The sequence below is a fragment of the Pseudomonas sp. NFACC24-1 genome (assembly GCF_900115235.1).
Lineage (GTDB): Bacteria > Pseudomonadota > Gammaproteobacteria > Pseudomonadales > Pseudomonadaceae > Aquipseudomonas > Aquipseudomonas fluorescens_AA.
In genome coordinates this window covers 111,406-131,357 of record NZ_FOVS01000014.1, presented here as the reverse complement: position 1 = coordinate 131,357, position 19,952 = coordinate 111,406, and the positions used below count along the sequence as shown (strand labels likewise).

The following is a 19,952-nucleotide window of genomic DNA, read 5'->3' as shown; positions in this document are numbered from 1 at the left end:
GCCGGTACGGGCCGCCTACTTTCATGCATCAAGGAGGACAGCTCATGCGAATTCTCGTGGTCAACGTCAACACCACCGAATCCATCACCCAGGCCATCGCCCGCCAGGCCCAGGCCGTGGCTGCGCCGGGCACCGAGATCGTCGGGCTCACGCCGCATTTCGGTGCCGATTCCATCGAGGGCAACTTTGAAAGCTACCTGGCGGCCATTGCGGTGATGGACCGGGTGATGTCCTACGACCAGCCGTTCGACGCAGTGATCCAGGCCGGCTACGGCGAGCATGGCCGCGAAGGTCTGCAAGAACTGCTGAACGTGCCAGTGGTGGATATCACCGATGCCGGCGCCAGCACCGCCATGTTCCTCGGCCACGCTTATTCGGTGGTCACCACCCTGGACCGCACCGTGCCGCTGATCGAAGACCGGCTCAAGCTGTCCGGCCTGTTTGACCGCTGCGCCTCGGTACGGGCCAGCGGCCTGGCGGTACTGGAACTGGAGCAAGACCCACAGCGGGCGGTCGAGGCCATCGTGCGCCAGGCCGAACTGGCGGTCAGCCAGGACAAGGCCGAAGTGATTTGCCTGGGCTGCGGCGGCATGGCCGGGCTTGATGAGCAGATCCGCCAGCGCACCGGGGTGCCGGTGGTCGATGGCGTGACGGCGGCGGTGACCATTGCCGAGTCGCTGGTGCGGCTGGGGTTGTCGACCTCGAAAGTACGCACCTACGCCACGCCTCGGCCCAAGACCATCATTGGCTGGCCGGGGCGGTTTGGGCGGTGAGTTCACAGGCTTGGACCGAGGTGCCTTGAATCGCGAGCACGCTCGCTCCCACAGGGTTTATGGTGTTCACGAAACTGCTGATCAGCCCCTCCAACTGTGGGAGCGAGCTTGCTCGCGATTGAGGCCAACGCGGTCCAGAGCCAAACTCAAACCGCACTGAACCGCCGCGCCAACCCCTGCTCGGCAAACTGCTCGATGATGAAATCCACGAACACCCGTGTCTTGCCCGGCAGCAACTTATGCTCGGCGTAGTAAATGGAGATATTGCCGTCATCGACGTACCAGTCCGGCAGCACCCGTTGCAGCGCGCCGGACTCCAGATAGGGCACGGCCACCGGCATGCTCACCAGCCCGATGCCCAGCCCTTGGGCCGCGGCCGCGCAGTCGGCTTCCGAATCGCTCATGGTCATGCGGGTCTTGAGCATGAGCGGGCTGTGTTGCTGGGTTCGGCTGGTCAGTTGCCAGGAACGCACGCGGCCGGTTTGTGGCGAGCGAATCAGGATGCCCTGGTGCTGCGCCAGATCTTCCGGCTCCACCAATGCAGCGTGGGTGTTCAGGTAGTCCGTGGATGCAACCAGCACCCGATGGGCCACCGTCAACTTGCGCGCCACCACGCCCTGGGGCAGCTCGAAACCACCGCCGATGGCAGCATCGAACCCCTGGCCGATCAGGTCTACCTGGCGGTTATCGAAATGCCAATCGGGGTTGATCGCCGGGTAACGTCGCAGAAATTCCCCCAGCAGCGGCACGACATACAATCGACCGAACGCCGTGCCCATGCTCACCTTCAGCGTTCCCGCCGGTTGCCCACCGGCGCTGGCCAGGTTGGCGACGGCGTTCTGGATGGTGTTGAAACTGCTGCCGACTTCCCTCAGAAACAACTGGCCGGCTTCGGTCAGCCTCAGGCTGCGGGTGCTGCGCTGGAACAGGCGCACTCCCATTCGCGCCTCCAGCTTGGCGACGCTTTTACCCACCGCCGCCGGGGTCACGCTCAAACGTCGCGCCGCTTCGGCAAAGCTGCCGACTTCGGCGCTGCGCACAAAGCATTCGATACTGTTGAAGGTCTCCATGAGCCCCACTCTAAACTTTTGGTTTAGACAGACTATAGCAATGACGGTCTACACAGCCCATGACCTCTTCTTGATACTCGCTCCATCACCGCGGCACTTCGCCCCGGCACTTTTTGGAGAACATCATGAGTACCCAAGCACTGAACGGTAAAGTCGCCTTGATCCAGGGCGGTTCTCGCGGCATCGGCGCCGCCATCGTCAAACGCCTTGCCGCAGAAGGCGCCGCCGTGGCCTTCACCTACGTCAGCTCTGGCGCAAAATCAGAAGAATTGCAGAACAGCATCACCGCAGCGGGCGGCAAGGCCTTGGCAATCAAGGCGGACAGCGCCGACGCCGACGCCGTTCGTAACGCCGTCGCCGCCACCGTCGAAGCTTTTGGACGGCTGGACATCCTGGTCAATAACGCAGGCGTGCTGGCCATGGGGCCGCTGGATGAATTCAAACTCGAAGATTTCGACCAGACCCTGGCCGTCAACGTGCGCAGCGTGTTCGTCGCCACCCAGGCGGCAGCGCGGCACATGGGCGAAGGTGGACGGGTCATCAACATCGGCAGCACCAACGCCGACCGCATGCCCTTCGTCGGCGGCGCGACCTACGCCATGAGCAAATCCGCGCTGGTGGGCCTGACCAAAGGCCTGGCCCGCGACCTCGGCCCGCGCGGCATCACCGTCAACAACGTGCAGCCCGGCCCGGTGGACACCGACATGAACCCGGCCGACAGCGACTTCGCCTCCAGCCTGTTGTCGCTGATGGCCGTCGGGCGCTACGGCAACGTCGATGAAATCGCCAGCTTCGTCGCCTACCTGGCAGGGCCGGAAGCCGGTTACATCACCGGCGCCAGCCTGACCATCGACGGTGGTTTTGGCGCCTGATCCGAGCCAATCATTGTGGCGAGGGAGCTTGCTCCCGCGGGGCTGCGCAGCAGCCCTTCGCTGTCAGGCCCACTCCAGCTCCGGCAGACCGCAAAGGCTCGGCTGGAACATTTTCAAGGAGCGGATGATCCCGTCGGCATGGGCGTATTTTTCGTCCGCCATGGCCGAATCCGGAATGGCAATGGCGGTCATGCCGGCGGCTTTCGCGGCTGTCACGCCGAACGGCGAATCTTCGAACACCAGGCAGTCGCGGGGCTCGACACCCAGGCGCCGGGCGGCGGTGAGGAAGATATCCGGTGCCGGTTTCGCCGCACCGACCTCCGGGTCGTCCGCCGTCACAATGCAATCGAACAGCGCGAACCAGTCCCGGTGCAATGTGGTTTTCAGCGCGAATGTAGGGCTCGACGAACTGGTGCCCACCGCAATGGGAATGTTGTGAGCCTTGAGATGCCGCACCAGTTCCTCGGCGCCGGGCATGCCCAGGGCGTGAGGAAAACGCTCGCGCATCAAGGGCTCGCGGATGACCAGGAATTCCTGGGGGGTGATCGGCAACTCCAGGGCCTGGACGACATAATTGGCCAGGTCCGTGGCCCCGCGCCCGATGATGTTTTGCTTGACGCTCCAATCGAACGTGCGCCCGTAGCGCTCGGCGATGATGGAGGTGACCTCGGTGTAGATCCCCTCGGTGTCCAGCAACAGCCCATCCATGTCGAAAATCACAGCCTTGATCGGGCCAAACTCTTTCAGCGGTGCATTCATCGCATCTGATCCGTTATCAACACAACATTCCAGGGATGGCTCAGGTGCGGCCAGGGCAGCGTGTTCGCCTTAAAGGATTCAGCAGGATAACGAAGGGGGCTTGGAACCGGCAATGGGAAATCGAGTGGCTTACGGCTCGGTTGTGCACTGTAGGAGCTGCCGAAGGCTGCGATCTTTTGATCTTTCGCTTTCTTTCGCTTGAGATTTAAGTGTCTGGGGAAAGATCGCAGCCTCGTTGCACTCGACAGCTCCTACACAGCTCCTACACGGCTCCTACGCAGCGCCTATGGGACCCAGCGGGAGCGAGTTTTCTCCAACACGGAGGTGGATCGGTGTCGGATGATGACGGGACGGCTACTGGCTTGAGCTGCCGGAGCCGCCCGAGCCCGAACCACTGCCGCCCGAGCTGCCACCGCTGTCACTGGTACCGGTTCCGCCGTTGGTCCCACCGCCCGCGTCGGCACCGCCCATCGTGCTGCCGCCACTCATCGAACCGCTGCCCGTGCCGGGGCTGGTGCTGCCGCTGGCATCACCGCCATTGCCGCCGCCAATAGAACCCGGAGGCAAGGCGTTCCCGCTGGCACCGGACTTGGAGCCGGCTTCCATTTCCGAGGAAGGTGGCATTCCGCCCTTGTCCACGGGGGGCGTGCCGCTCGAAGATTGTGCGAAAGCGGCCAATGAACTGACGGAAAGAATTCCGGCGAGTGTCAGCGCTGTCATGTTGGATTTCATCATGGTGAGTCTCCTTTTCAAGATACTTACCTGATGTCTGGCACCCGTGGCGGGGCGATGGTGCCACTGAATCGACAAGCGGGCCCGTCGATCAGCTCGGCGTGCCAGAGGCGTCGTCACCGGCGATGTCCGGATCATCCGGAGTCGCTTCAACATCTTCGTCGTCGCTGGGCACCTGCTCGACACCCACCTCATCATCGGGCGGGAGCTGGTCGCGGCTCAACGGATTGGTGGGCGATGGCAGCGGATATTCCGGGGTTTCTTCGTCATCGGGAACGGGGGAATCGGCAGTCATAGAGTCTCCTGACAGGTGCACGCACCTGTCCTGCAGCCTAGGGAACGCGGGCGATCAGTTTGAGCGCCTTCACTCGTAGGATTCGTCCTCGAGTTCAGCGTCTTCATCGTCGAGCAAGGGCACCTGGGCGTCATCCATCAGGGAACCGGGGTCTTCATTGCCCGGGTCGTTGGGGCCCGGATCGTTGATGAAGGGCACGCCCGTCGGGCCTTTTTCTTCCTTGCCTTCGGTTTCCGGCGTCATGGCACACCTCTCGCGATTGCTGATGGTTGTATGAATTTGAGGTGGGGGGGCGGTAATCGTTCCTGAGAAATGTTCAGGGACCTGTTCACGGGAATGGCAGGTCAATAAAAAACCCGGCACAGAGACCGGGTCTTTTCATGCAAGCATCCGCTTAACGATGATTTCTCTTGTGCTTATGCTTGTACTTCTTGCCGCCGGAGTGACCGTCGTTGTCATTGGACAGGTTGCTGCCCAACGCGCCACCCGCTGCGCCGCCAACGCCAGCACCGATGGTGGAGCCGGTGGAGCCGCCCAGACGGTTACCGACGATCGAACCACCGGCCGACCCCAGGCCACCGCCGATGGCGGCTTCCGTGCGGCTGCCCTTGCGCGCGCCCACGGCACTGCCGGCTGCGCCGCCGACACCCGCGCCGATCGCGGCGCCTGTGCTGCCGCCCATCTGCTGGCCGACCACGTTGCCCAACACACCGCCCAGACCGCCGCCGACTGCAGCGGTACCGTCACCGGCAGCCATCGCGCCCTGGGCAACCACCAGCCCCAGTACCAAGGTGGACAAAGTCAAACGCATGATAGAAACCTCAAGAATGCCGCATCGGGGAGAAATGGCCAGTGCGCGCGGGCGCGAGTGTACGCCAAACGCGTCAGCCATGACGGTTGGACAACGAAACGGCGGATTATTTTATGACAGGCAAAAAAAAGCCCGCTGGGGAAACGGGCAGGTACTGCTTTCTAACGGATGAGCTGAGAGTACGTACCTGCTTGTGAAAGAAACGTGAAAGAAACCGCCGGTTGAGAAAATATGAAAAATATTTACGCAAAGACCGGAATGCTCCCCGTAGGAGCTGCCAAAGGCTGCGATCTTTTATCTTTCGCTTTGGATTCAATCGACAGGGGAAAGATCGCAGCCTCGTTGCACTCGACAGCTCCTACGCAGCCCGGTGGAAACCTGTCACTTCTTGACCGGGACCCTGGGCAAGAACTTGGCCTTCTCACCTCGCTGCACTTTAGCCACCTTCGTCCTGATGGACTTGATCGGCTCGTCGCCAAAGTCCGCATGGTAGGTCGACTGGCCACACTGCAATCCTTCATTGATCGGATACGCGGCTCCGTGCTCCTCGCTGTACGATGCTCCCATTGCCTTTCCCCTTTTCATTGAGGTCCATACCGGCAACAACCGGTTGCCTGACAATATCGACCTTCACGACAATGAGACTAGTCGGTCAGCAACAGACTGTTGATTCGACAAAGCCCTTCGCCGACGAGTGGAACTCACTGTTTCAAAAAGGAAACACTCATTCAGCGCCCAGTATCGTCCGGTTCAAAACCCGGGAAACCTGGTCGGCTGAATAGGGTTTGGACAAGAACTCAAAGCCTTCATGACCACTGTGGGCCAACTCTTCGCTGTAGCCGGAAGTGAGCACCACCGGCAGATCCGGGCGACGCTGGCGCAGTTCCCGGGCCAAGGCGATACCGCCGATGCCCGGCATCACCACATCAGAAAATACCGCGTCGAATGCCATCGCATCCGGCCCGACCATTTCCAGCGCCTCTTCGGCGTTGGTCGCCCAGGCGGTTTCGTAGCCCAGGTCCTGGAGGATCTGGTTGGCGAAACGCCCCACCTCCAAGTTGTCTTCCACGATCAACACCCGGCGCTTGCCCTTTTCCAGCACCAGGTGCGTGACCTCTTCCTTGACCGGCTCGTGGTTTTGCTCGGGCGCCACTTCCGGAAGGTACAACGTGAACACCGTGCCCTCGCCCACCACGGTCGAAACATCGACGTTGCCACCGGACTGTTTGGCAAAACCGAACACCTGGGACAAGCCCAGCCCCGTGCCCTTGCCCACTTCCTTGGTGGTGAAGAAGGGTTCGAAGATATGCTCGAGCACTTGCGAATCAATACCGGTACCGGTGTCAGCCAAGGCAATGGCGGCAAAGGATTGCCCGGCCCCGGCATGACCACGGATCGGCGGCATGCCACTGCCGCAACTGAGCCGAAGCCACAGCGTGCCCTGGCCGTTCATGGCATCCCGGGCATTGAGGGCCATGTTGATCAACGCCGTCTCGAACTGGCTCAGGTCCGCGCGGATGTAACAGGGCCGATCGCACAATTCGACGTTGACCTGGATCCGCGCCCCGGTGACGGTTTGCAGCATGTCCCCCAGGCTCTGCACTTGCTTGCCCACATCGATGACCTCTGGCTTCAACGGCTGGCGCCGGGCAAACGCGAGCAACTGGCTGGTCAACTTGGAGGCGCGCTCCACGGTTTCGGACACCGCCGTCATATAGCGTTGCCGGCGCTCTTCGGACAAGTCGGGCATGCGCAGGAAGTCCACTGAAGAACGGATGATCGTCAGCAGGTTGTTGAAATCATGGGCCACGCCGCCGGTGAGCTGGCCGATGGCTTCGAGTTTTTGCGACTGGCGCAGCGCCGCTTCGGTCTGTTTCAAACGCGTGGTGCGTTCCTCGACCCGTTCTTCCAGCGTCGCGTTCAATTCGGCCAGGGCCGCCAAACCTTCGCGCACGGCAGCGTCGGCACGGGCACGCTCGATGTGGGCCCAGGAGCGCTCGGTGACTTCCATCAGCAGCGCCAGATCGTTGGATGACCAGACCCGCGGCGTTTTGTCGTGAATGGCCATCAGCGCGGTCAAGCGCCCGCCCTTGATCAACGGCACGCAAATGGTGGCCGCGATACCAATGGCCTGGAACGTTGCCGCTTCCTCCGGCGCCAGTTCCTTGAGGTTGTCGTTGATCACCAGCGGCTTGCCGGCCCGCAGGTTGGCGACGGCCAGCCGACCAAAATCAGCCAGCCGATAATGCCCGAGAATATGAGGCGACCCCGCCCTGGCCCAATCGCCGCGAATGGTGAAGCCGTCCTCGTCCTCATCCATGTCCGCATAGGCACAATTGGACAGGTTCAAGTGCGCCGCCAGAATCCGCGTGGTGGTCGCCATGATGGCCTGCGGGTCGGTGGCGTTGGCCACGGCATTGCCGATAGCATCCAGCACCGCCAGCCGTTGGGTCATGAACACCGTGGACGTGGTCTCGGTGACCGTATCCAACATGCCCACCACCGTGCCGAACTGGTCACGGATGGGGCTGTAACAGAACGTGAAGTAAGCCTGCTCAGGACCGCCGCCGCGCTCGATGACCAGGGGGAAGTTCTCTATATAAGTGGCTTGCCCATCGAAGGCCGCGCGCACGATCGGCCCGATATCGTTCCAGACCTCCCGCCACACCTCATCGAACCGCCGCCCCAGCGCCTCGGGCTTGCTGCCGAGGATCGGCAGGAACGCATCGTTGTACAACGTGATCAGGTCCGGCCCCCAGACGATAGCCTGGGGAAAATGCGAGGCGAGGCTCAGCGCCACCGTGGTCTTCAACACATCAGGCCACTGCGAAGGCGGCCCAAGCGGCGTGTCCCCCCAAGGATGGCGCCGAACCCGTTCAGCCATTTCTCCAGAGCTCTGAAGCCAATCTGTCATTGCGTTCGATCCTTCTGAGACGCCAATACCAACGAGGGGGGAAACGCTTGTGACCCCAGGCAGGGCCGTATTATCCCGCGACGGGTGGGAATGCGCGATTGGATTGTGGGAGGCGTCGGGGGGCAAATGGGGGGTGAAGGGCGGAAATCGGGGGTTAGGCTACAGAAATGTCTTACAAATCGCTGGGAATGGGCTTGATGTAGGGAAGGAGACTGCCAAGTTGTAAGACGTACAGCTCGGATGCTTACGACGATGGCAACGTCCTACATATGATTGGGAAACCCCTTCGCTATCAATCCCTTGCGTATTTTTTGCGGTGACGTCTATAGTTTTGGCGTCGCCCAAATGGTGGCCGGGTTTGGCGACCCGCAGTGGGCAAAACTATCCAGTGGAGCTTACTTATGAATCAATACATAAGCCTTACCAGCAACGCCGACGACCAACCCCTCTACGTCGATACCACCGCCCCGCTACACATCCTGCTCGACTCAGCCGCTTACCGAATCCGTGCCGCCACCCAATTCCTGGAGAACCTGGCGATGCGCGATGAACTGACCATCGATCCCGCAACCTTGCAAGATCTGGCGCAGCTTTGCTGCATCCCGCTGCGTGACGGGTGTGACGTGATGGATGTGATTGCACGACGATTGGATGCGGCACCGGCAGGCTCCCCGCTATAAGCCTGCCCGCCGACAACCTGTGGCGAGGGAGCTTGCTCCCGCTGGGCTGCGCAGCGGCCCCTTTTATGAGCGCTGCGCACTCAAGCGGGAGCAAGCGCCCTCGCCACAGGTGCATCGTCGACCTGAACTACTCGACCATCCCGTTATAAACAACAGTCGCAGCGCCCTCCTTCTTGACCATGAGCTTGTTCCCTTCCGCCATGGCCTCGACCAACTCAGAACACCCCTCCACTTCACGCTTGCCATCAACGCGCTCGGCCTGGGTGTCGAAACTGAATACATAAGTGGACGCAGGGCAAGCATTGCCGCCCTCGCCCGTGGAAACCACCAGCACATACTTGCTCGGGCCAAACGTGTAAGCCTTTTCAATCGTCACATAACCGGTGTACTCGGCCTGCTCGACAACGGATTCCATGACGTTCATCACACCCGCTCGCGATTGATAATTCAGCGCAGTTGCCATCGCTTCAGTCTGAGTCGTGAAAGGTCCGGCACGCTCGGTATTGACGGGCAGCGGTTGATAGGCAACGCCCGGCGGCGCGGGAGGTGCGGCTTGAGTCTTGGCGGTGGTTTTTGCAACAGGGCTTCGCTGGAGTTGAGGGCTGTCGCATTGGCCGTTTTTGCAGATGAAATCGCCTTGGCAATCGATGTCTTCCGAGCACGAGTTCGTTTCTTCGAAGGTGCTCTGATCGGCCTTGGCGTAACCGACGACGGCCAGTGTCAGGAGGGTGCAGGCGAGCAAACGCTTCATCGGTGAAGTCCTTTTCTTGGATGGTGGCTGGATGATAATTGCAAAACATTCCGGGATTGTCTCTGTCGCCTTCGTTTTCCAGTGTCCGGTGGCCCCACTTTGGTTTACAGGCTAGCCTTCCAAATGCCCGCACAAGGATGAACCATGGCTGAGCGCACACAACTCCACCAAGACGGCTACGCCCTGCTCCGTCGAGCGATCCCGAACGAGTGGCTGGCTGACTTGCGTAGCGTGTTCGACGCAGGCGTGCGACCGTCGGATCAATGGCCAGTGCCCCGTGGCATGGACTGGCGCTATTCGATGCTGGACGATGATTCGAGGATTCAAGCCGTGTGTCGTCTACCCCAGCTACTGGCGGTGGCAGGTGAGTTGATCGGCGAGCAATTCTTCCTCTCCCAAGTGGAAGGCCGCGAGCCCCTTGCCGGTGGCGGCCAGCAACCACTGCACCGCGATCTGTCGGCCCAACGACCAGGCGACATCGCCATCGCCCTGGCATTCTTCGACGATTACGGCCCCGAGAACGGCGCGACACGGATCGTCCCCGGCAGCCATCGCCCCGAGCCGGATGCGCCACCCTTCGACTTCAATGACGAGTCACGCGCTGTACAGCTTTCAGGCAGTGCCGGTGACATCCTGGTGTTCGATGTGGACCTGGTGCACGCGGGCAGCCTGAACGCGATTGGCGCACGCCGTCGCTCCATCCTGATCAGCTACTTCTCGGAATCGCTCTACGCGTCACACCTGGAAACCGTGGCGCTGCGCAATATTCGCATGGACACCCGCGATCGATTCGCCCCCTCGGCGTTTACTTTCGAGGGCTAGTTTTTTGGGTCGATGAAAGTTGTGCGCAACGGTTCGAATCTGAGCTTTAATGCCCGTGCTTTTTGAGAACCCCATTCGTCTGATCAAGGAAGAACGACATTGAAAACAGCTTTCGGCACCCTGTTGTTGGCCTGCCTGACAACGACCGCGTTGGCTGACGAAGCCCCCATCGGTTTTCAATCTTCCACCCTACCGGATCCGCACAATGGCCGCGCACTGGAGATGGTTGTCTGGTACCCGAGCGCAACCACCGCGGCCCCGCAACTGATCGCCGATAATGCGGTGTTTGTCGGCGCGTCCGCCGTGCGTAACGCGCCGCCAACTGCGGGCGAACACCCACTGGTGGTGCTCTCCCACGGCTACAGGGGTAACTGGAGCAACCAGATTTGGCTGGCCAGCGCCTTGGCCCAGAAGGGTTACATCGTCGCAGCCATCAACCACCCCGGCAGCACCACCCATGACCGCAGCCCCCAAGCAGCGGCGCAGTTATGGCAGCGACCCGTCGACCTGCGCCGAGCCATCGATGCGGTCACGACTCAACCTGAAAAATTTGGTCGGGTCGCCGATGATCGAATTGCAGCCGTGGGCCATTCACTCGGCGGCTGGACCGCCCTGGAGATCGCCGGCGCTCGCTTCGATCCAGAGCGCTTCGCCCAGGACTGCAAAGCCCATTTGCAGTTATCCAGCTGCACGGTTTACAAACAAATGAACCCCGCCAGCACCTCAGAAGCAAAGACCGAACTGGCCGCCGATTGGCGCGATAAACGTGTTACTGCGGTGGTGACATTGGACCTGGGCCTTTCGCGGGGCCTGACCGATAAAAGCCTGGCCGCACTGCCGGTCCCCGCCTTGGTGATCGCGGCCGGTGTACCGTCGCAAGAGCTTCCCGCTGAGTTGGAATCTGCCAACCTGGCCAAGCGCCTGCCCCCAGCGTCAAGCCGTTACGTCGAGATCAGCGATGCGAGCCATTTCAGCTTCATGTCGATGTGTAAGCCTGGTGCGCAGGAAATGCTTGAGGAGGAAGTGCGAGGGGATGGGATCATTTGTCGCGATGGTGATGGTGGTCGTGCTCGGGGGGTGATTCAGCAGCAGGTTGCATCGCTGATCGCAGCGTTTTTGGCGCAGTCATCGGGTTATAAAGAAGGTAGCTTGTAATCGGGTGGTACTGACTTAAAGCGGTTCGAAGAAGGCCTGGGGAGCCATTTTTGCGCCCAGACTCATCAGCGACTATTAATCCCGTCCTGTCGGAATCACCGAGCCCCTACGAGCCACGGATTGGGTTCGTCAAAGCGAGCTGGTGTCGGCATTTCTCCTGCGAAGAAGCCCTCAAAAACCATCTGGAATCTCTCGCGAAAATCATAGATCTGCTTTCTTTTTAGATTTCGGATCTTGAAGAGATCCTTGCGATCAAAGTGGCACCCGAATAACAGAAAGCTGTAGCTGAATATCTCGAACACCCTATGTGAGAGCGCTTGGCTGAAGCTTGCCTCTGTTGCGATTTGATAAAGTGCCCATTCCAGTAGCCAGTATTCGTCACGATCCCAGAGTCCTGCTTCGTGTAACCGTCCGATGAACGAGGCGTCTTCGTATGCTTCGCACCCGACGAAATTTCTGGCGATCAGAGCGTGCGCATCCATGTTAATGATTTCCATATCAGATAAGGTCGACAGCGTACCGAGTTGACATTCTCGGATAATATCCCGAAAAACTCCCGCGCCCTCCCCAACGGAGCTGTTGTCCAGCCATCCACCTTACGGAACCAGGAAATGCCTGCTTTTGAAATTTTACCGCTCGAAGCTATTGGTCCTGTGCGTCTTGGTGTAGCACGCTCTGTAGCGAGGCAAGCAATGGCCGCCATTGGGTTCCCACTCGAGCATTCCCGGAACAGCGTCGATTATTTTTGCGAGTCCTGCATGCAGGTTTCCCACGGACCAAACGATGAAGTCAGCTTCATTGGTGTCTCTGGAAACCCGAACGTCACGTTCGTCTTCAAGGGCATCGATGTCTTCAGGCACTCTGCCATCGACGTGTTTTCGCTGATGGCTGCTTCGGACAATTCCGGTTCGCATGAATTCTCAAGATATGAATACCTATTTCCTAACCAAATCCTGACGCTATGGGATGCGGATGAACAATACGACCGTCAAGGAGGAGAGAGTCGCAAGGTCTGGGGTCAGGTCGGAATCGGAAATAGCGCTTACCTAGCAGCCATTAGCGCCATCAAAACAAAAATGTGATGAGCCATCCTCTCTTCCAATGAGAAAATTTACAGGGACAGCTTCGAAACGCAGGAGAAACAATGACGGACTCGCCAGAAGAGAGCGCTCTGTTTCCGGCCAACTTCGCCATGGCTGATAGCACGGGTTTCGTCGCCTGGGCTCGCGTCTGGGCGGAGCTTGGCGTCGGATGCGCGCCCCAAGAGACGTACGAAGCACTCATTCGACGCTACGGCGAGCCGCACCGCGCTTACCACACCCTCCAGCATCTGCAGGAATGCCTTCAGGTGCGCCGATTCGTCAACGCGGCCTGCCCGGCCCCCGCCGAAGTCGACCTCGCGCTATGGTTCCATGATGCGATCTACGATCCTCTTCGCAGCGACAACGAGCTGCGCAGTGCCCAATGGTTGGATGATGTGGCACGTGATAACGGCCTGGGCGATGAAACGCGCCAAAGGCTTTACGAGCTGGTGATGGTGACGCGACACGACGCTGCTCCGGCGTCGGCAGACGAAGCGGTGCTGGTGGACACGGATCTGGCGATCCTTGGGGCAGCGTTCGAGCTGTTCGAGGAATACGACCAACAAATTCGCCGCGAGTACCAATTTGTACCGCTGCCTGCGTACCGCCAAAAGCGCCGCCAGGTCCTTGAAGGTTTTCTGGCGCGCGGGCGCATTTATACGAGTGCACCGTACTTCGACGCATTCGAGCAGCAGGCACGGGCCAATCTTGCACGCGCCATCGACCGTCTCGACTGAAGACCGGCGTCATTCGGGACATCGGGTTTCAGCCATCGGATCAGGCTTCAGATCAATCGATCCACAACCCTCGCATTCCACAACTCCCGATACCGCTCCCGCCACCCCGGACTTCCCTTATCCAGCCACTCCAACGTCGCCTCAATACTTTCAGGGCTGATGATGAAGTGATTGATATGCTCCTCGATCCGCTCTTGCGATAAATGCAACGCGTCCAAGTAACCATTGAAAGAGTCAGCCAGCACCACATACTCATCGCCCTGCTGACGGCGCCCGGTCCAGGCCGGTAAGCCCGCCACCATCGCCGCCACGTCCTGGCGCCCTTCACGCAAATCCAGCAGCAAGATACTCGCGCCGCCGTCGCGCCCGATCGGCAACAATCCCGTCGCGGGGAAGCCGGGCTGAGCCCGCAGTTGCTCCAGTTCGAAGGGGTTGGATTCATACTCTTTGTCCGGGTCCAGCCCGTACAGTGAAAAGCTGAGCAACTCCTCATCGCCATTGGCGAGCGTGGCCAGCACATCGTACTCCACGTAAGCGCCGTTGCAGGTCTTGAGGAACTGGCGATAGTCGTCCGGCAAGCGGGCACCCAGGCTGGCTTCCAGTTGCGCGATGGCAAGGTCGGTGGCGCCTTCACGGGTGTCTTCGAGGATGAGTCCACGATAGTCAGTCATTGATGTCTCGAAAGGATATTGGATGGGACGCGGTATCAATCGATCTTACAAAAAAGCAACTATTCACTGAGGTTGTTTTTTGGCCGACAGCCCTCCGGCCTCACACCACACTCGCCCGATGCAGATTGCTCATATGCCCAACGCCCGCCGCCTTCAAGCGGCTCACCAGGTCTTCCCGCGCCGCTCGTCCACCGGAACGGACATACTCCAGTTCCGCCGCGGTTATCAATACCACCGGCACCAACCTGACCGGGGACAAGGGCATATCATCCAGTTGGGTAGGGAAATCCGGCAGTGGGGCGCCTAGCAGAACGCCCGTGGAGTCGTCATCGGTCACGAAGAGTTTGGGCAGTTGATCGCTCATGTGGTGCGATTGGCTCAGCCCGGGAAGTTCAAGGGATAGCGCCCCGTGCTGGTCGAGTTGGTGGGTGATGCCACCCGCGTCGGCCACCGTTTTGGCGACGTGTTCCACCAGCTCGAATGCCCAGCTGCGTTTGAAAGGGTCGACCTCTCCCACCGGGCCATAAGCATGCTCGGGTATATCCGCGGTTTCGACGAACAACTCCATTTCGAAGCCGTTGCCCATTCCTTCCGTATCATCGAACGGATCGGACAGGCCTTCAGTGGCGAGAATGATCGTGTCGCCACGGCGCACCACGCGGTAGGCCTGGCGGGTCGAAGGCCAGTACGGGCCGCCGGAAAAGGTCGGACTGATCAGGTAGGCAAGGACATCCCGCTCGACCGTGCCGACAGCGCTCCAATGACGATCCAGGCACGCTGCGCCAGCTTCCCGGACGGCCAGATTGGCGGCTTCAGCCTCGGTCAGGTCATCAAGCTCATGGGGTTGCGGCGCAGGCTGGTCGTTTTGGGTTTCAGGGGCTTTCGATGAACCGAAGAGCTTCTTGAAGAAATTCATGGGCGTTCCTATCCGAAAATTGCAATTGATGTAGGCTCAGTCACTACGCTTGGATCGATTTCAAAAGGATGAATATGACGTTGACGGTCGAAAGTTTGGTCAGCATAGCAATGACCAATCCAATCAACGGGCAAATCACTTCGCGCTTGCCTTCACTCGGTTTGAATCAATGCATGCTCACGGCTGGCTGCCTGTTCCAAGCCGTCTGGAATCATCAGTCGCAGCGCCCACCCGCCTGGGGCGTGAAGGACTACGACGTTTTTTACTTCGACCCCGACCTGTCTTGGGAGGCCGAGAATGAAGTGATCAGCGCCGCCCAGCGTCTGTTCCAGGACCTCGACGTCAACATCGAGATCAAGAACCAGGCGCGCGTCCACCTTTGGTACGGCCAGCGGTTTGGCAAGCCGTATCCTCAGCTACAGTCGGCCAAGGATGGCATTGATCGTTACTTGATCGCGGGTACGTGTATCGGGCTGGATGTTGAAACCGGTGAGGTCTATGCGCCCTATGGCCTGGACGATGTAGAGCAAGGCGTCCTTCGCATGAATCCAAGAAATCCCCAGCCGGATTTGTTTGATGAGAAGGCGAAAAGTTATCAGGCTCGCTGGCCGTGGCTCAGCATTATGGAGAAATGAAGCAAACCGCCATAATCCTGTGGCGAGGGATCTTTAAGACTATGTATGTCACTTGCTGCCGCCTTCGCGAGCAAGCTCGCTCCCGCAGGAGATTGGCGGTGGGCACTGGTTCTGTGGAGTTCATCCTATCCACTCAGCCTTGACTCATCGTCCCCGAAAAACTCGCCTCCACCGGCCCGATGAGAAAGACCGCGCCCAGGCCATCCCATCGCACCGTCACGCTGCCGCCATCACATTCAACCTCGACGATGCTGTCTAACAAACCACGACGAATCCCGTTGACAACCGCACCGCAGGAACAGGACCCCGACCCCAGCGCAATACCCGCCCCGCGCTCCCAGATGCGCAACCGAATATGTGTGCGATCAATGATTTGGACAAAATGAACGTTGGTCTTGAGCGGGAACAGCGGGTCGATTTCGATGGCCGCTCCGATCGTCGCGATATCAACGCCAGCCAGATCATCGACAAAATAGGTGCAGTGGGGATTTCCCATGCTGCACGTGGCCGGGCTACCGGCAAGTGGCAGGATGGCGGTGTCCAGCTCTTGCGCCAAGGGAATGTCCGACCAGCCGAAAAGCGGCACGCCCATGTCGACGGAAATATCGCCGGTGGGGGTACGTTCGCAAGTAAGCAAACCACGGTTAGTGCGCAGCACCAGCGAAGTCACATTTGCTTCGCCCATGAGCAGGTCCGCCGCACCTCGTGTCGCGCTGCCGCAAACATCCAGTGCGGAGCCATCTGCGTTCCAGAACATCACCCGCGCATCGGCATCGTCGCAATCGAGCAACACCGCGAGTTGGTTGAAGCCTATGCCCCGGTTCCGATCCCCCATCCGCTGGGCCATGGCGCTCGTCACCGCACTGGCCGAATTTCGCGAATCTACAATCACGAAGTCATCGCCATTGGCATGCATCTTATGAAAGCTCAGTTGCATGCAAACGCCCTGCTGGAGATAGAAATGGAATTACCGTCAGGGTCTTTGGCGTTGGCAAAAGAGTAACCGTCTGCCCTGTGCGTCGCGCCAAACTTCAGGCCCTGGGCCAGGCACTTTGCCTTGAAACCTTCTACATCCTGGAGATCAAAAACAAGCTTTACGGTGACTTGCCCCGTTTTAACGGCCTTCCCCGCAGGGTGAACCATGAGGATCGCGCCACCGTTTGCAGGGCTCAATTCGGTGACGCGGTCATCGACTTTTCTTTCTCTGGTAAAACCGAAGTGACGCTCATAAAAAGTGCAGGTCGCTTGAACGTCCCGGACATACAGCATGATTCGATTGAGTGACGGTTGCATGGGGTCTTCCTTGATCATTGTGAGTGTTGCGCTTGCTCATATGCCTTGGTCATGACCTCCCAGGTCTTGGCATCGGCAGGAATCAGATGCTCGATACGCAATGAGCTCATGGTGATGTCGAGCGGCATGCCGAAGGTTGTGAACGTTGACATGAACGTCAGCTCCCCCTGGGGAGAGTCGACTCGTGTCAGCAACAGCGGAGGCAGTTCGTTCGCCAGCGCAGAATTGTTCAAGGCTTCCCGAGTAATCAGTGCGCAGTCCAGTTGACTCAATCCGGTCTGCTGGTGCAAGTGACGCAGTGCGCACCCGCCGAGATTGACGGCGTCGTTCGAGAAAAAGGTCGACTGGTCATCCGTTGACTCTGGTGACAGGTACTCCCGATTACCCACCTCTTTAAGCAACGCACCACAGCGTCCCCATCATGCGCATGCCTCCAGGGCACTCCAGCACTTCAAACCGCTGGATCATAACCGCAGAAAACGATTGCCGCTCAAGGCCAATCAACAAGCACCGCCTTCGGATCGCCCTGGCGCATCTGGGCCAGTTCGGCATCCGCCTTGGCTTGCGTCGCGTGGCAGAACTCGAAGGCGTTCTGGGTCTTGCCGCTCGGCCCCTTGGCCTCGGCCATGCACACCACCGCACCCGGTGCACAAACAGCGCTGTTAAGTTTGAAATCCCCCCAAACGCCAGGTTGTTCCTGCTTCACCTTGGCGATGTAGTTTTTGAGCGAGGGTTGCATGTCGCTCGCGGCTCCGGGGATCAATTTGACCGGGCTGACGCTAGCGCCGTAAGTATGCTGGGTGGACAGTACGGCGGTGCAATACAGTGCATCGGCCGGAACCGCAGCAGCTACGCCGTTCGCCATCACCGTCGGCGTCATCGATACTTGAGTCCCGCCAGGCCCCACCAGAACCGGCACGATGCTGAACGCGTTGTTGCGCCATACCTTCAGGTTCACCCGCGAACCAATTGACGCTTTTGCAACGGCCACCCTGAAATCGATTGAATCGGCGATAAGCCCGTTATCCACCGCCACGATCACGTCTTGAGGCAAGATCCCGGCCTGTTGCGCACCGCTCCCCGGAACGGTCGCCAGCACCACAACCCCGGCCGGGGGAATTGACAGGGCCATGGCCCGCTTCGGATCGATGGTGTCGATGCTGGCGCCGATCCGGCCGCGAGGTAAATTGGCGGGCTGGCAAGCTTTTTCCAGCCATACCTGGCTGGCCGCTTCTTTTCGAGCCGTGGCGACCTGCTTCATGACCGGCTCCGCGCTCGCCTGGTACATCGGCACTTCGCTGAGGGACATTTCGATGTACTCACAGGACTTGGAGCGATAGCGGTCGGGCGTTTCCCGGGTCACCAGTTTTTGCAGGTCAATGGGCGGCAGGCCTTGGGGCGCGGCAATGGTGGAGGTCGCCGGAGAGACGCTGGCAGAGTCCGCTGTCGCGACCGAGGAGACCACATAGGCGCCGGCCGCCAGGCCTACGGCACTGGTCATTACGCTGGTGTCCACTCCCCCCATGGGAAGCAGCATCGCACCGACTACCGCCGCCTCACCGAGACCGCCATCAGAGGCACAGCCAGCCAAGGCAGTGAGCGAAAGTACAACGGCGAGCCTGGTGCTTGATTTGAAGGCAGGAGCAGACATTTCGCTTCTCAGTGATGGATTCGAATGGATCGTGCCGCATCATGGCAAAGTGCCTTTAAGTTGTATATCGAATGCATGTTCGCCCGGATGCCGCCCGTCTCAATCACCACGGCAACGAAGTGCTTGGTTTGAGGTTGGACAGGATGATGGCCAAATAGTACCTTGCCTGGACCCGCCTGAACGCCACGACCCCAGAGAAGCCCATGTCGACAAAATGCCTTGCTGCAATACTGGTGCTCTCCCCGCTCCTGGCGTCTTGCGTCAACCCCATGTACAGCGCCGCCGAGCGAGCCGAAACAGCGGAATACCTGCGCAAGGTCAGAGACCCGGCGACCTACTACGCCATGGATTGTGAAACGTTCCTGGCAACCAAACGGGGTTGGGAACAATACCCCAACATGGCCGCCGACCCCGTTAACCTCGTGATCCAACAGGTCGCCACACAACGCGACTGTTCAGCCGGCAGCGCCCCTGTGCCCAACGCGGCTATGGTGGCTCCGACATCCGTGACGCCAGCGGCAACGCCCGCCCCCGCGTCCAATCAGTCGGGAACCTTGGGCCTGCACATCACCCCTGTTACACCGACGGTGGCTCGGCAATTCGGCTTAGCCGCTGTCAGTGGCGTCTTGGTCTTGGGACCCGTACCAGGAAGTGGCGCTGAAAAGGCAGGCATGTTGGCCGGTGATATCGTTTTGCAAATTGCCGGGACTTCGGTCAATAGCCCAGCCGAGCTGACCGCCGTCGCCAGCCGTATTCGACCTGGTTTCGCGGCGCCGCTAAAGGTGTGGCGTTATCGGGCTCCCATCGATGTGCTGGTGGAAGTAGGCGACTCATCGGGCATGACGCCCTCGGTAGCACCTGCGCCTGCGGCAGTCGTCGCGCCGACGCCGAGCCTCCCCTTGGCCGCCCCCGTTGCATCGTCAGCGAGCAATAACGCGACAAATACTTCGTTCTGCTTTGCCCTGTTCGAGGCCAGGCAAGTCCAGGGGCTGAGCGACTATCCATCAAGGGGCCTTATCACCCCCGTCTGGCAAGGCCCGGCACTGAGCGGCACACCGGCTCGTCTTGCCATGCCGGAGTTCCAGGCATTCACTCGGGCCCAAGGCTACGACGTGAAAATGCAACCGATGTTCTGCCAACCCATCGGCGCCAGCGAGCAGTGCCAGGCGCTAGGGTCGGAGAGTTTCATGCTGACCACTCGCAGCTTTACCGCGATGGTCAATTGCACTGAAACCTTGCAGGGCGTAGAAACAACGCGCGGTCTGCTGCTCAAACAGTGGCCTTATCTGCAGACCACCGCGTGGCGTCCTTTGGCGGGTCAATAACGCGTTCG

The 19,952-nt window shown here is 59.8% G+C and carries 23 protein-coding genes and 1 pseudogene; 9 read left to right on the top strand and 15 right to left on the bottom strand.

Annotated elements, in window-relative coordinates:
• Nucleotides 1–44: 44 nt before the first annotated feature.
• Complete coding sequence (locus BM317_RS15275) at nt 45–773, top strand: aspartate/glutamate racemase family protein (RefSeq protein WP_060741345.1); 729 nt, start codon at nt 45–47, stop codon at nt 771–773.
• 146 nt (nt 774–919) lie between these two features.
• Here BM317_RS15275 and BM317_RS15270 read toward each other — a convergent pair whose 3' ends face one another.
• The gene (locus BM317_RS15270; RefSeq protein ID WP_060741344.1) at nt 920–1,843 is read right to left on the bottom strand and encodes a LysR family transcriptional regulator; all 924 of its coding nucleotides are present in this window, start codon (nt 1,841–1,843) and stop codon (nt 920–922) included.
• Between the two features lie 125 nt (nt 1,844–1,968).
• On the opposite strand from BM317_RS15270, the gene BM317_RS15265 reads away from it, so the two are divergent.
• Nucleotides 1,969–2,715, top strand: a complete 747-nt coding sequence (locus BM317_RS15265) for a 3-oxoacyl-ACP reductase family protein (RefSeq protein WP_060741343.1) — start codon at nt 1,969–1,971, stop codon at nt 2,713–2,715.
• A 63-nt stretch (nt 2,716–2,778) separates the two neighbouring features.
• Here the strand turns inward: BM317_RS15265 and BM317_RS15260 are convergent, their stop codons facing one another.
• The 6 genes from BM317_RS15260 to BM317_RS15235 all read right to left on the bottom strand — a co-directional run bounded on the left by BM317_RS15260 (nt 2,779) and on the right by BM317_RS15235 (nt 8,226).
• Nucleotides 2,779–3,474 carry an HAD-IA family hydrolase gene (locus tag BM317_RS15260; RefSeq protein ID WP_060741342.1) on the bottom strand — a complete coding sequence of 232 codons (696 nt, stop codon included), beginning with the start codon at nt 3,472–3,474 and terminating at the stop codon, nt 2,779–2,781.
• Nucleotides 3,475–3,828: 354 nt separating this feature from the next.
• Complete coding sequence (locus BM317_RS15255) at nt 3,829–4,209, bottom strand: hypothetical protein (protein WP_092168666.1); 381 nt, start codon at nt 4,207–4,209, stop codon at nt 3,829–3,831.
• An 88-nt stretch (nt 4,210–4,297) separates the two neighbouring features.
• Nucleotides 4,298–4,501 carry a hypothetical protein gene (locus BM317_RS15250; RefSeq protein WP_092168663.1) on the bottom strand — a complete coding sequence of 68 codons (204 nt, stop codon included), beginning with the start codon at nt 4,499–4,501 and terminating at the stop codon, nt 4,298–4,300.
• A gap of 69 nt (nt 4,502–4,570) precedes the next feature.
• The gene (locus tag BM317_RS30715; protein ID WP_170842313.1) at nt 4,571–4,744 is read right to left on the bottom strand and encodes a hypothetical protein; all 174 of its coding nucleotides are present in this window, start codon (nt 4,742–4,744) and stop codon (nt 4,571–4,573) included.
• Between the two features lie 151 nt (nt 4,745–4,895).
• Complete coding sequence (locus BM317_RS15245; RefSeq protein WP_092168660.1) at nt 4,896–5,312, bottom strand: glycine zipper domain-containing protein; 417 nt, start codon at nt 5,310–5,312, stop codon at nt 4,896–4,898.
• Between the two features lie 724 nt (nt 5,313–6,036).
• Nucleotides 6,037–8,226 carry a GAF domain-containing hybrid sensor histidine kinase/response regulator gene (locus BM317_RS15235; RefSeq protein WP_092474877.1) on the bottom strand — a complete coding sequence of 730 codons (2,190 nt, stop codon included), beginning with the start codon at nt 8,224–8,226 and terminating at the stop codon, nt 6,037–6,039.
• A gap of 401 nt (nt 8,227–8,627) precedes the next feature.
• Here BM317_RS15235 and BM317_RS15230 point away from each other — a divergent pair, with 401 nt between their 5' ends.
• Complete coding sequence (locus BM317_RS15230; protein WP_092474874.1) at nt 8,628–8,906, top strand: short-chain dehydrogenase; 279 nt, start codon at nt 8,628–8,630, stop codon at nt 8,904–8,906.
• Between the two features lie 127 nt (nt 8,907–9,033).
• On the opposite strand, the gene BM317_RS15225 is transcribed toward BM317_RS15230, so the two are convergent.
• Nucleotides 9,034–9,657, bottom strand: a complete 624-nt coding sequence (locus BM317_RS15225; protein WP_092474870.1) for a hypothetical protein — start codon at nt 9,655–9,657, stop codon at nt 9,034–9,036.
• 144 nt (nt 9,658–9,801) lie between these two features.
• Between BM317_RS15225 and BM317_RS15220 the strand changes: the two genes are divergently transcribed.
• Both BM317_RS15220 and BM317_RS15215 read left to right on the top strand, forming a co-directional pair.
• Nucleotides 9,802–10,479 carry a phytanoyl-CoA dioxygenase family protein gene (locus tag BM317_RS15220; RefSeq protein ID WP_092474867.1) on the top strand — a complete coding sequence of 226 codons (678 nt, stop codon included), beginning with the start codon at nt 9,802–9,804 and terminating at the stop codon, nt 10,477–10,479.
• Between the two features lie 99 nt (nt 10,480–10,578).
• Entirely contained in the window at nt 10,579–11,634 is a 1,056-nt protein-coding gene (locus BM317_RS15215) for an alpha/beta hydrolase family protein (protein WP_092168645.1), read from the top strand.
• A gap of 95 nt (nt 11,635–11,729) precedes the next feature.
• Here BM317_RS15215 and BM317_RS15210 read toward each other — a convergent pair whose 3' ends face one another.
• Nucleotides 11,730–12,116 carry an Imm41 family immunity protein gene (locus BM317_RS15210; RefSeq protein ID WP_170842312.1) on the bottom strand — a complete coding sequence of 129 codons (387 nt, stop codon included), beginning with the start codon at nt 12,114–12,116 and terminating at the stop codon, nt 11,730–11,732.
• A gap of 129 nt (nt 12,117–12,245) precedes the next feature.
• Between BM317_RS15210 and BM317_RS15205 the strand changes: the two genes are divergently transcribed.
• Both BM317_RS15205 and BM317_RS15200 read left to right on the top strand, forming a co-directional pair.
• Nucleotides 12,246–12,716: a hypothetical protein gene (locus BM317_RS15205; RefSeq protein ID WP_092168639.1), complete on the top strand. Its 471-nt coding sequence runs from the start codon at nt 12,246–12,248 to the stop codon at nt 12,714–12,716.
• 62 nt (nt 12,717–12,778) lie between these two features.
• Nucleotides 12,779–13,453 (top strand): HD domain-containing protein, encoded by a 675-nt coding sequence (locus BM317_RS15200; protein ID WP_092474864.1) that lies wholly within the window; start codon nt 12,779–12,781, stop codon nt 13,451–13,453.
• 47 nt (nt 13,454–13,500) lie between these two features.
• Here BM317_RS15200 and BM317_RS15195 read toward each other — a convergent pair whose 3' ends face one another.
• Together BM317_RS15195 and BM317_RS15190 are read right to left on the bottom strand one after the other, a co-directional pair.
• Entirely contained in the window at nt 13,501–14,124 is a 624-nt protein-coding gene (locus BM317_RS15195) for an SMI1/KNR4 family protein (protein ID WP_092474861.1), read from the bottom strand.
• Nucleotides 14,125–14,224: 100 nt separating this feature from the next.
• Nucleotides 14,225–15,040 carry a suppressor of fused domain protein gene (locus tag BM317_RS15190; RefSeq protein WP_092474859.1) on the bottom strand — a complete coding sequence of 272 codons (816 nt, stop codon included), beginning with the start codon at nt 15,038–15,040 and terminating at the stop codon, nt 14,225–14,227.
• A gap of 74 nt (nt 15,041–15,114) precedes the next feature.
• Between BM317_RS15190 and BM317_RS15185 the strand changes: the two genes are divergently transcribed.
• Complete coding sequence (locus BM317_RS15185) at nt 15,115–15,675, top strand: nucleotidyltransferase family protein (protein ID WP_092168626.1); 561 nt, start codon at nt 15,115–15,117, stop codon at nt 15,673–15,675.
• 133 nt (nt 15,676–15,808) lie between these two features.
• Here the strand turns inward: BM317_RS15185 and dapF are convergent, their stop codons facing one another.
• The 4 genes and pseudogenes from dapF to BM317_RS15165 form a co-directional block, all read right to left on the bottom strand.
• Entirely contained in the window at nt 15,809–16,612 is an 804-nt protein-coding gene (gene dapF / locus BM317_RS15180) for a diaminopimelate epimerase (protein WP_092168623.1), read from the bottom strand.
• The gene (locus BM317_RS15175) at nt 16,603–16,968 is read right to left on the bottom strand and encodes a VOC family protein (protein ID WP_092474855.1); all 366 of its coding nucleotides are present in this window, start codon (nt 16,966–16,968) and stop codon (nt 16,603–16,605) included. Before BM317_RS15175 ends, dapF begins: the two co-directional genes overlap by 10 nt.
• Before the next feature lie 14 nt (nt 16,969–16,982).
• Nucleotides 16,983–17,189, bottom strand: a pseudogene (locus tag BM317_RS15170) (transcriptional regulator); the annotation flags it as partial.
• Between the two features lie 269 nt (nt 17,190–17,458).
• Complete coding sequence (locus BM317_RS15165; protein ID WP_092474852.1) at nt 17,459–18,619, bottom strand: PDZ domain-containing protein; 1,161 nt, start codon at nt 18,617–18,619, stop codon at nt 17,459–17,461.
• A gap of 269 nt (nt 18,620–18,888) precedes the next feature.
• Here BM317_RS15165 and BM317_RS15160 point away from each other — a divergent pair, with 269 nt between their 5' ends.
• Nucleotides 18,889–19,944 carry a S1C family serine protease gene (locus tag BM317_RS15160; RefSeq protein ID WP_092474850.1) on the top strand — a complete coding sequence of 352 codons (1,056 nt, stop codon included), beginning with the start codon at nt 18,889–18,891 and terminating at the stop codon, nt 19,942–19,944.
• Nucleotides 19,945–19,952: the final 8 nt, after the last annotated feature.

Excerpts from the sequence above, each read along its gene's own strand:
- BM317_RS30715 (WP_170842313.1), bottom strand. The coding sequence starts at position 4,744 with ATGACGCCGGAAACCGAAGGCAAGGAAGAAAAAGGCCCGACGGGCGTG.
- BM317_RS15200 (WP_092474864.1), top strand. The coding sequence starts at position 12,779 with ATGACGGACTCGCCAGAAGAGAGCGCTCTGTTTCCGGCCAACTTCGCC.
- BM317_RS15265 (WP_060741343.1), top strand. The coding sequence starts at position 1,969 with ATGAGTACCCAAGCACTGAACGGTAAAGTCGCCTTGATCCAGGGCGGT.
- BM317_RS15190 (WP_092474859.1), bottom strand. The coding sequence starts at position 15,040 with ATGAATTTCTTCAAGAAGCTCTTCGGTTCATCGAAAGCCCCTGAAACC.
- BM317_RS15260 (WP_060741342.1), bottom strand. The coding sequence starts at position 3,474 with ATGAATGCACCGCTGAAAGAGTTTGGCCCGATCAAGGCTGTGATTTTC.
- BM317_RS15270 (WP_060741344.1), bottom strand. The coding sequence starts at position 1,843 with ATGGAGACCTTCAACAGTATCGAATGCTTTGTGCGCAGCGCCGAAGTC.
- BM317_RS15210 (WP_170842312.1), bottom strand. The coding sequence starts at position 12,116 with ATGGATGCGCACGCTCTGATCGCCAGAAATTTCGTCGGGTGCGAAGCA.
- BM317_RS15205 (WP_092168639.1), top strand. The coding sequence starts at position 12,246 with ATGCCTGCTTTTGAAATTTTACCGCTCGAAGCTATTGGTCCTGTGCGT.
- BM317_RS15165 (WP_092474852.1), bottom strand. The coding sequence starts at position 18,619 with ATGTCTGCTCCTGCCTTCAAATCAAGCACCAGGCTCGCCGTTGTACTT.
- BM317_RS15235 (WP_092474877.1), bottom strand. The coding sequence starts at position 8,226 with ATGACAGATTGGCTTCAGAGCTCTGGAGAAATGGCTGAACGGGTTCGG.
- BM317_RS15230 (WP_092474874.1), top strand. The coding sequence starts at position 8,628 with ATGAATCAATACATAAGCCTTACCAGCAACGCCGACGACCAACCCCTC.
- BM317_RS15175 (WP_092474855.1), bottom strand. The coding sequence starts at position 16,968 with ATGCAACCGTCACTCAATCGAATCATGCTGTATGTCCGGGACGTTCAA.
- dapF (WP_092168623.1), bottom strand. The coding sequence starts at position 16,612 with ATGCAACTGAGCTTTCATAAGATGCATGCCAATGGCGATGACTTCGTG.
- BM317_RS15255 (WP_092168666.1), bottom strand. The coding sequence starts at position 4,209 with ATGATGAAATCCAACATGACAGCGCTGACACTCGCCGGAATTCTTTCC.
- BM317_RS15245 (WP_092168660.1), bottom strand. The coding sequence starts at position 5,312 with ATGCGTTTGACTTTGTCCACCTTGGTACTGGGGCTGGTGGTTGCCCAG.
- BM317_RS15195 (WP_092474861.1), bottom strand. The coding sequence starts at position 14,124 with ATGACTGACTATCGTGGACTCATCCTCGAAGACACCCGTGAAGGCGCC.
- BM317_RS15220 (WP_092474867.1), top strand. The coding sequence starts at position 9,802 with ATGGCTGAGCGCACACAACTCCACCAAGACGGCTACGCCCTGCTCCGT.
- BM317_RS15250 (WP_092168663.1), bottom strand. The coding sequence starts at position 4,501 with ATGACTGCCGATTCCCCCGTTCCCGATGACGAAGAAACCCCGGAATAT.
- BM317_RS15185 (WP_092168626.1), top strand. The coding sequence starts at position 15,115 with ATGACGTTGACGGTCGAAAGTTTGGTCAGCATAGCAATGACCAATCCA.
- BM317_RS15275 (WP_060741345.1), top strand. The coding sequence starts at position 45 with ATGCGAATTCTCGTGGTCAACGTCAACACCACCGAATCCATCACCCAG.
- BM317_RS15160 (WP_092474850.1), top strand. The coding sequence starts at position 18,889 with ATGTACAGCGCCGCCGAGCGAGCCGAAACAGCGGAATACCTGCGCAAG.
- BM317_RS15225 (WP_092474870.1), bottom strand. The coding sequence starts at position 9,657 with ATGAAGCGTTTGCTCGCCTGCACCCTCCTGACACTGGCCGTCGTCGGT.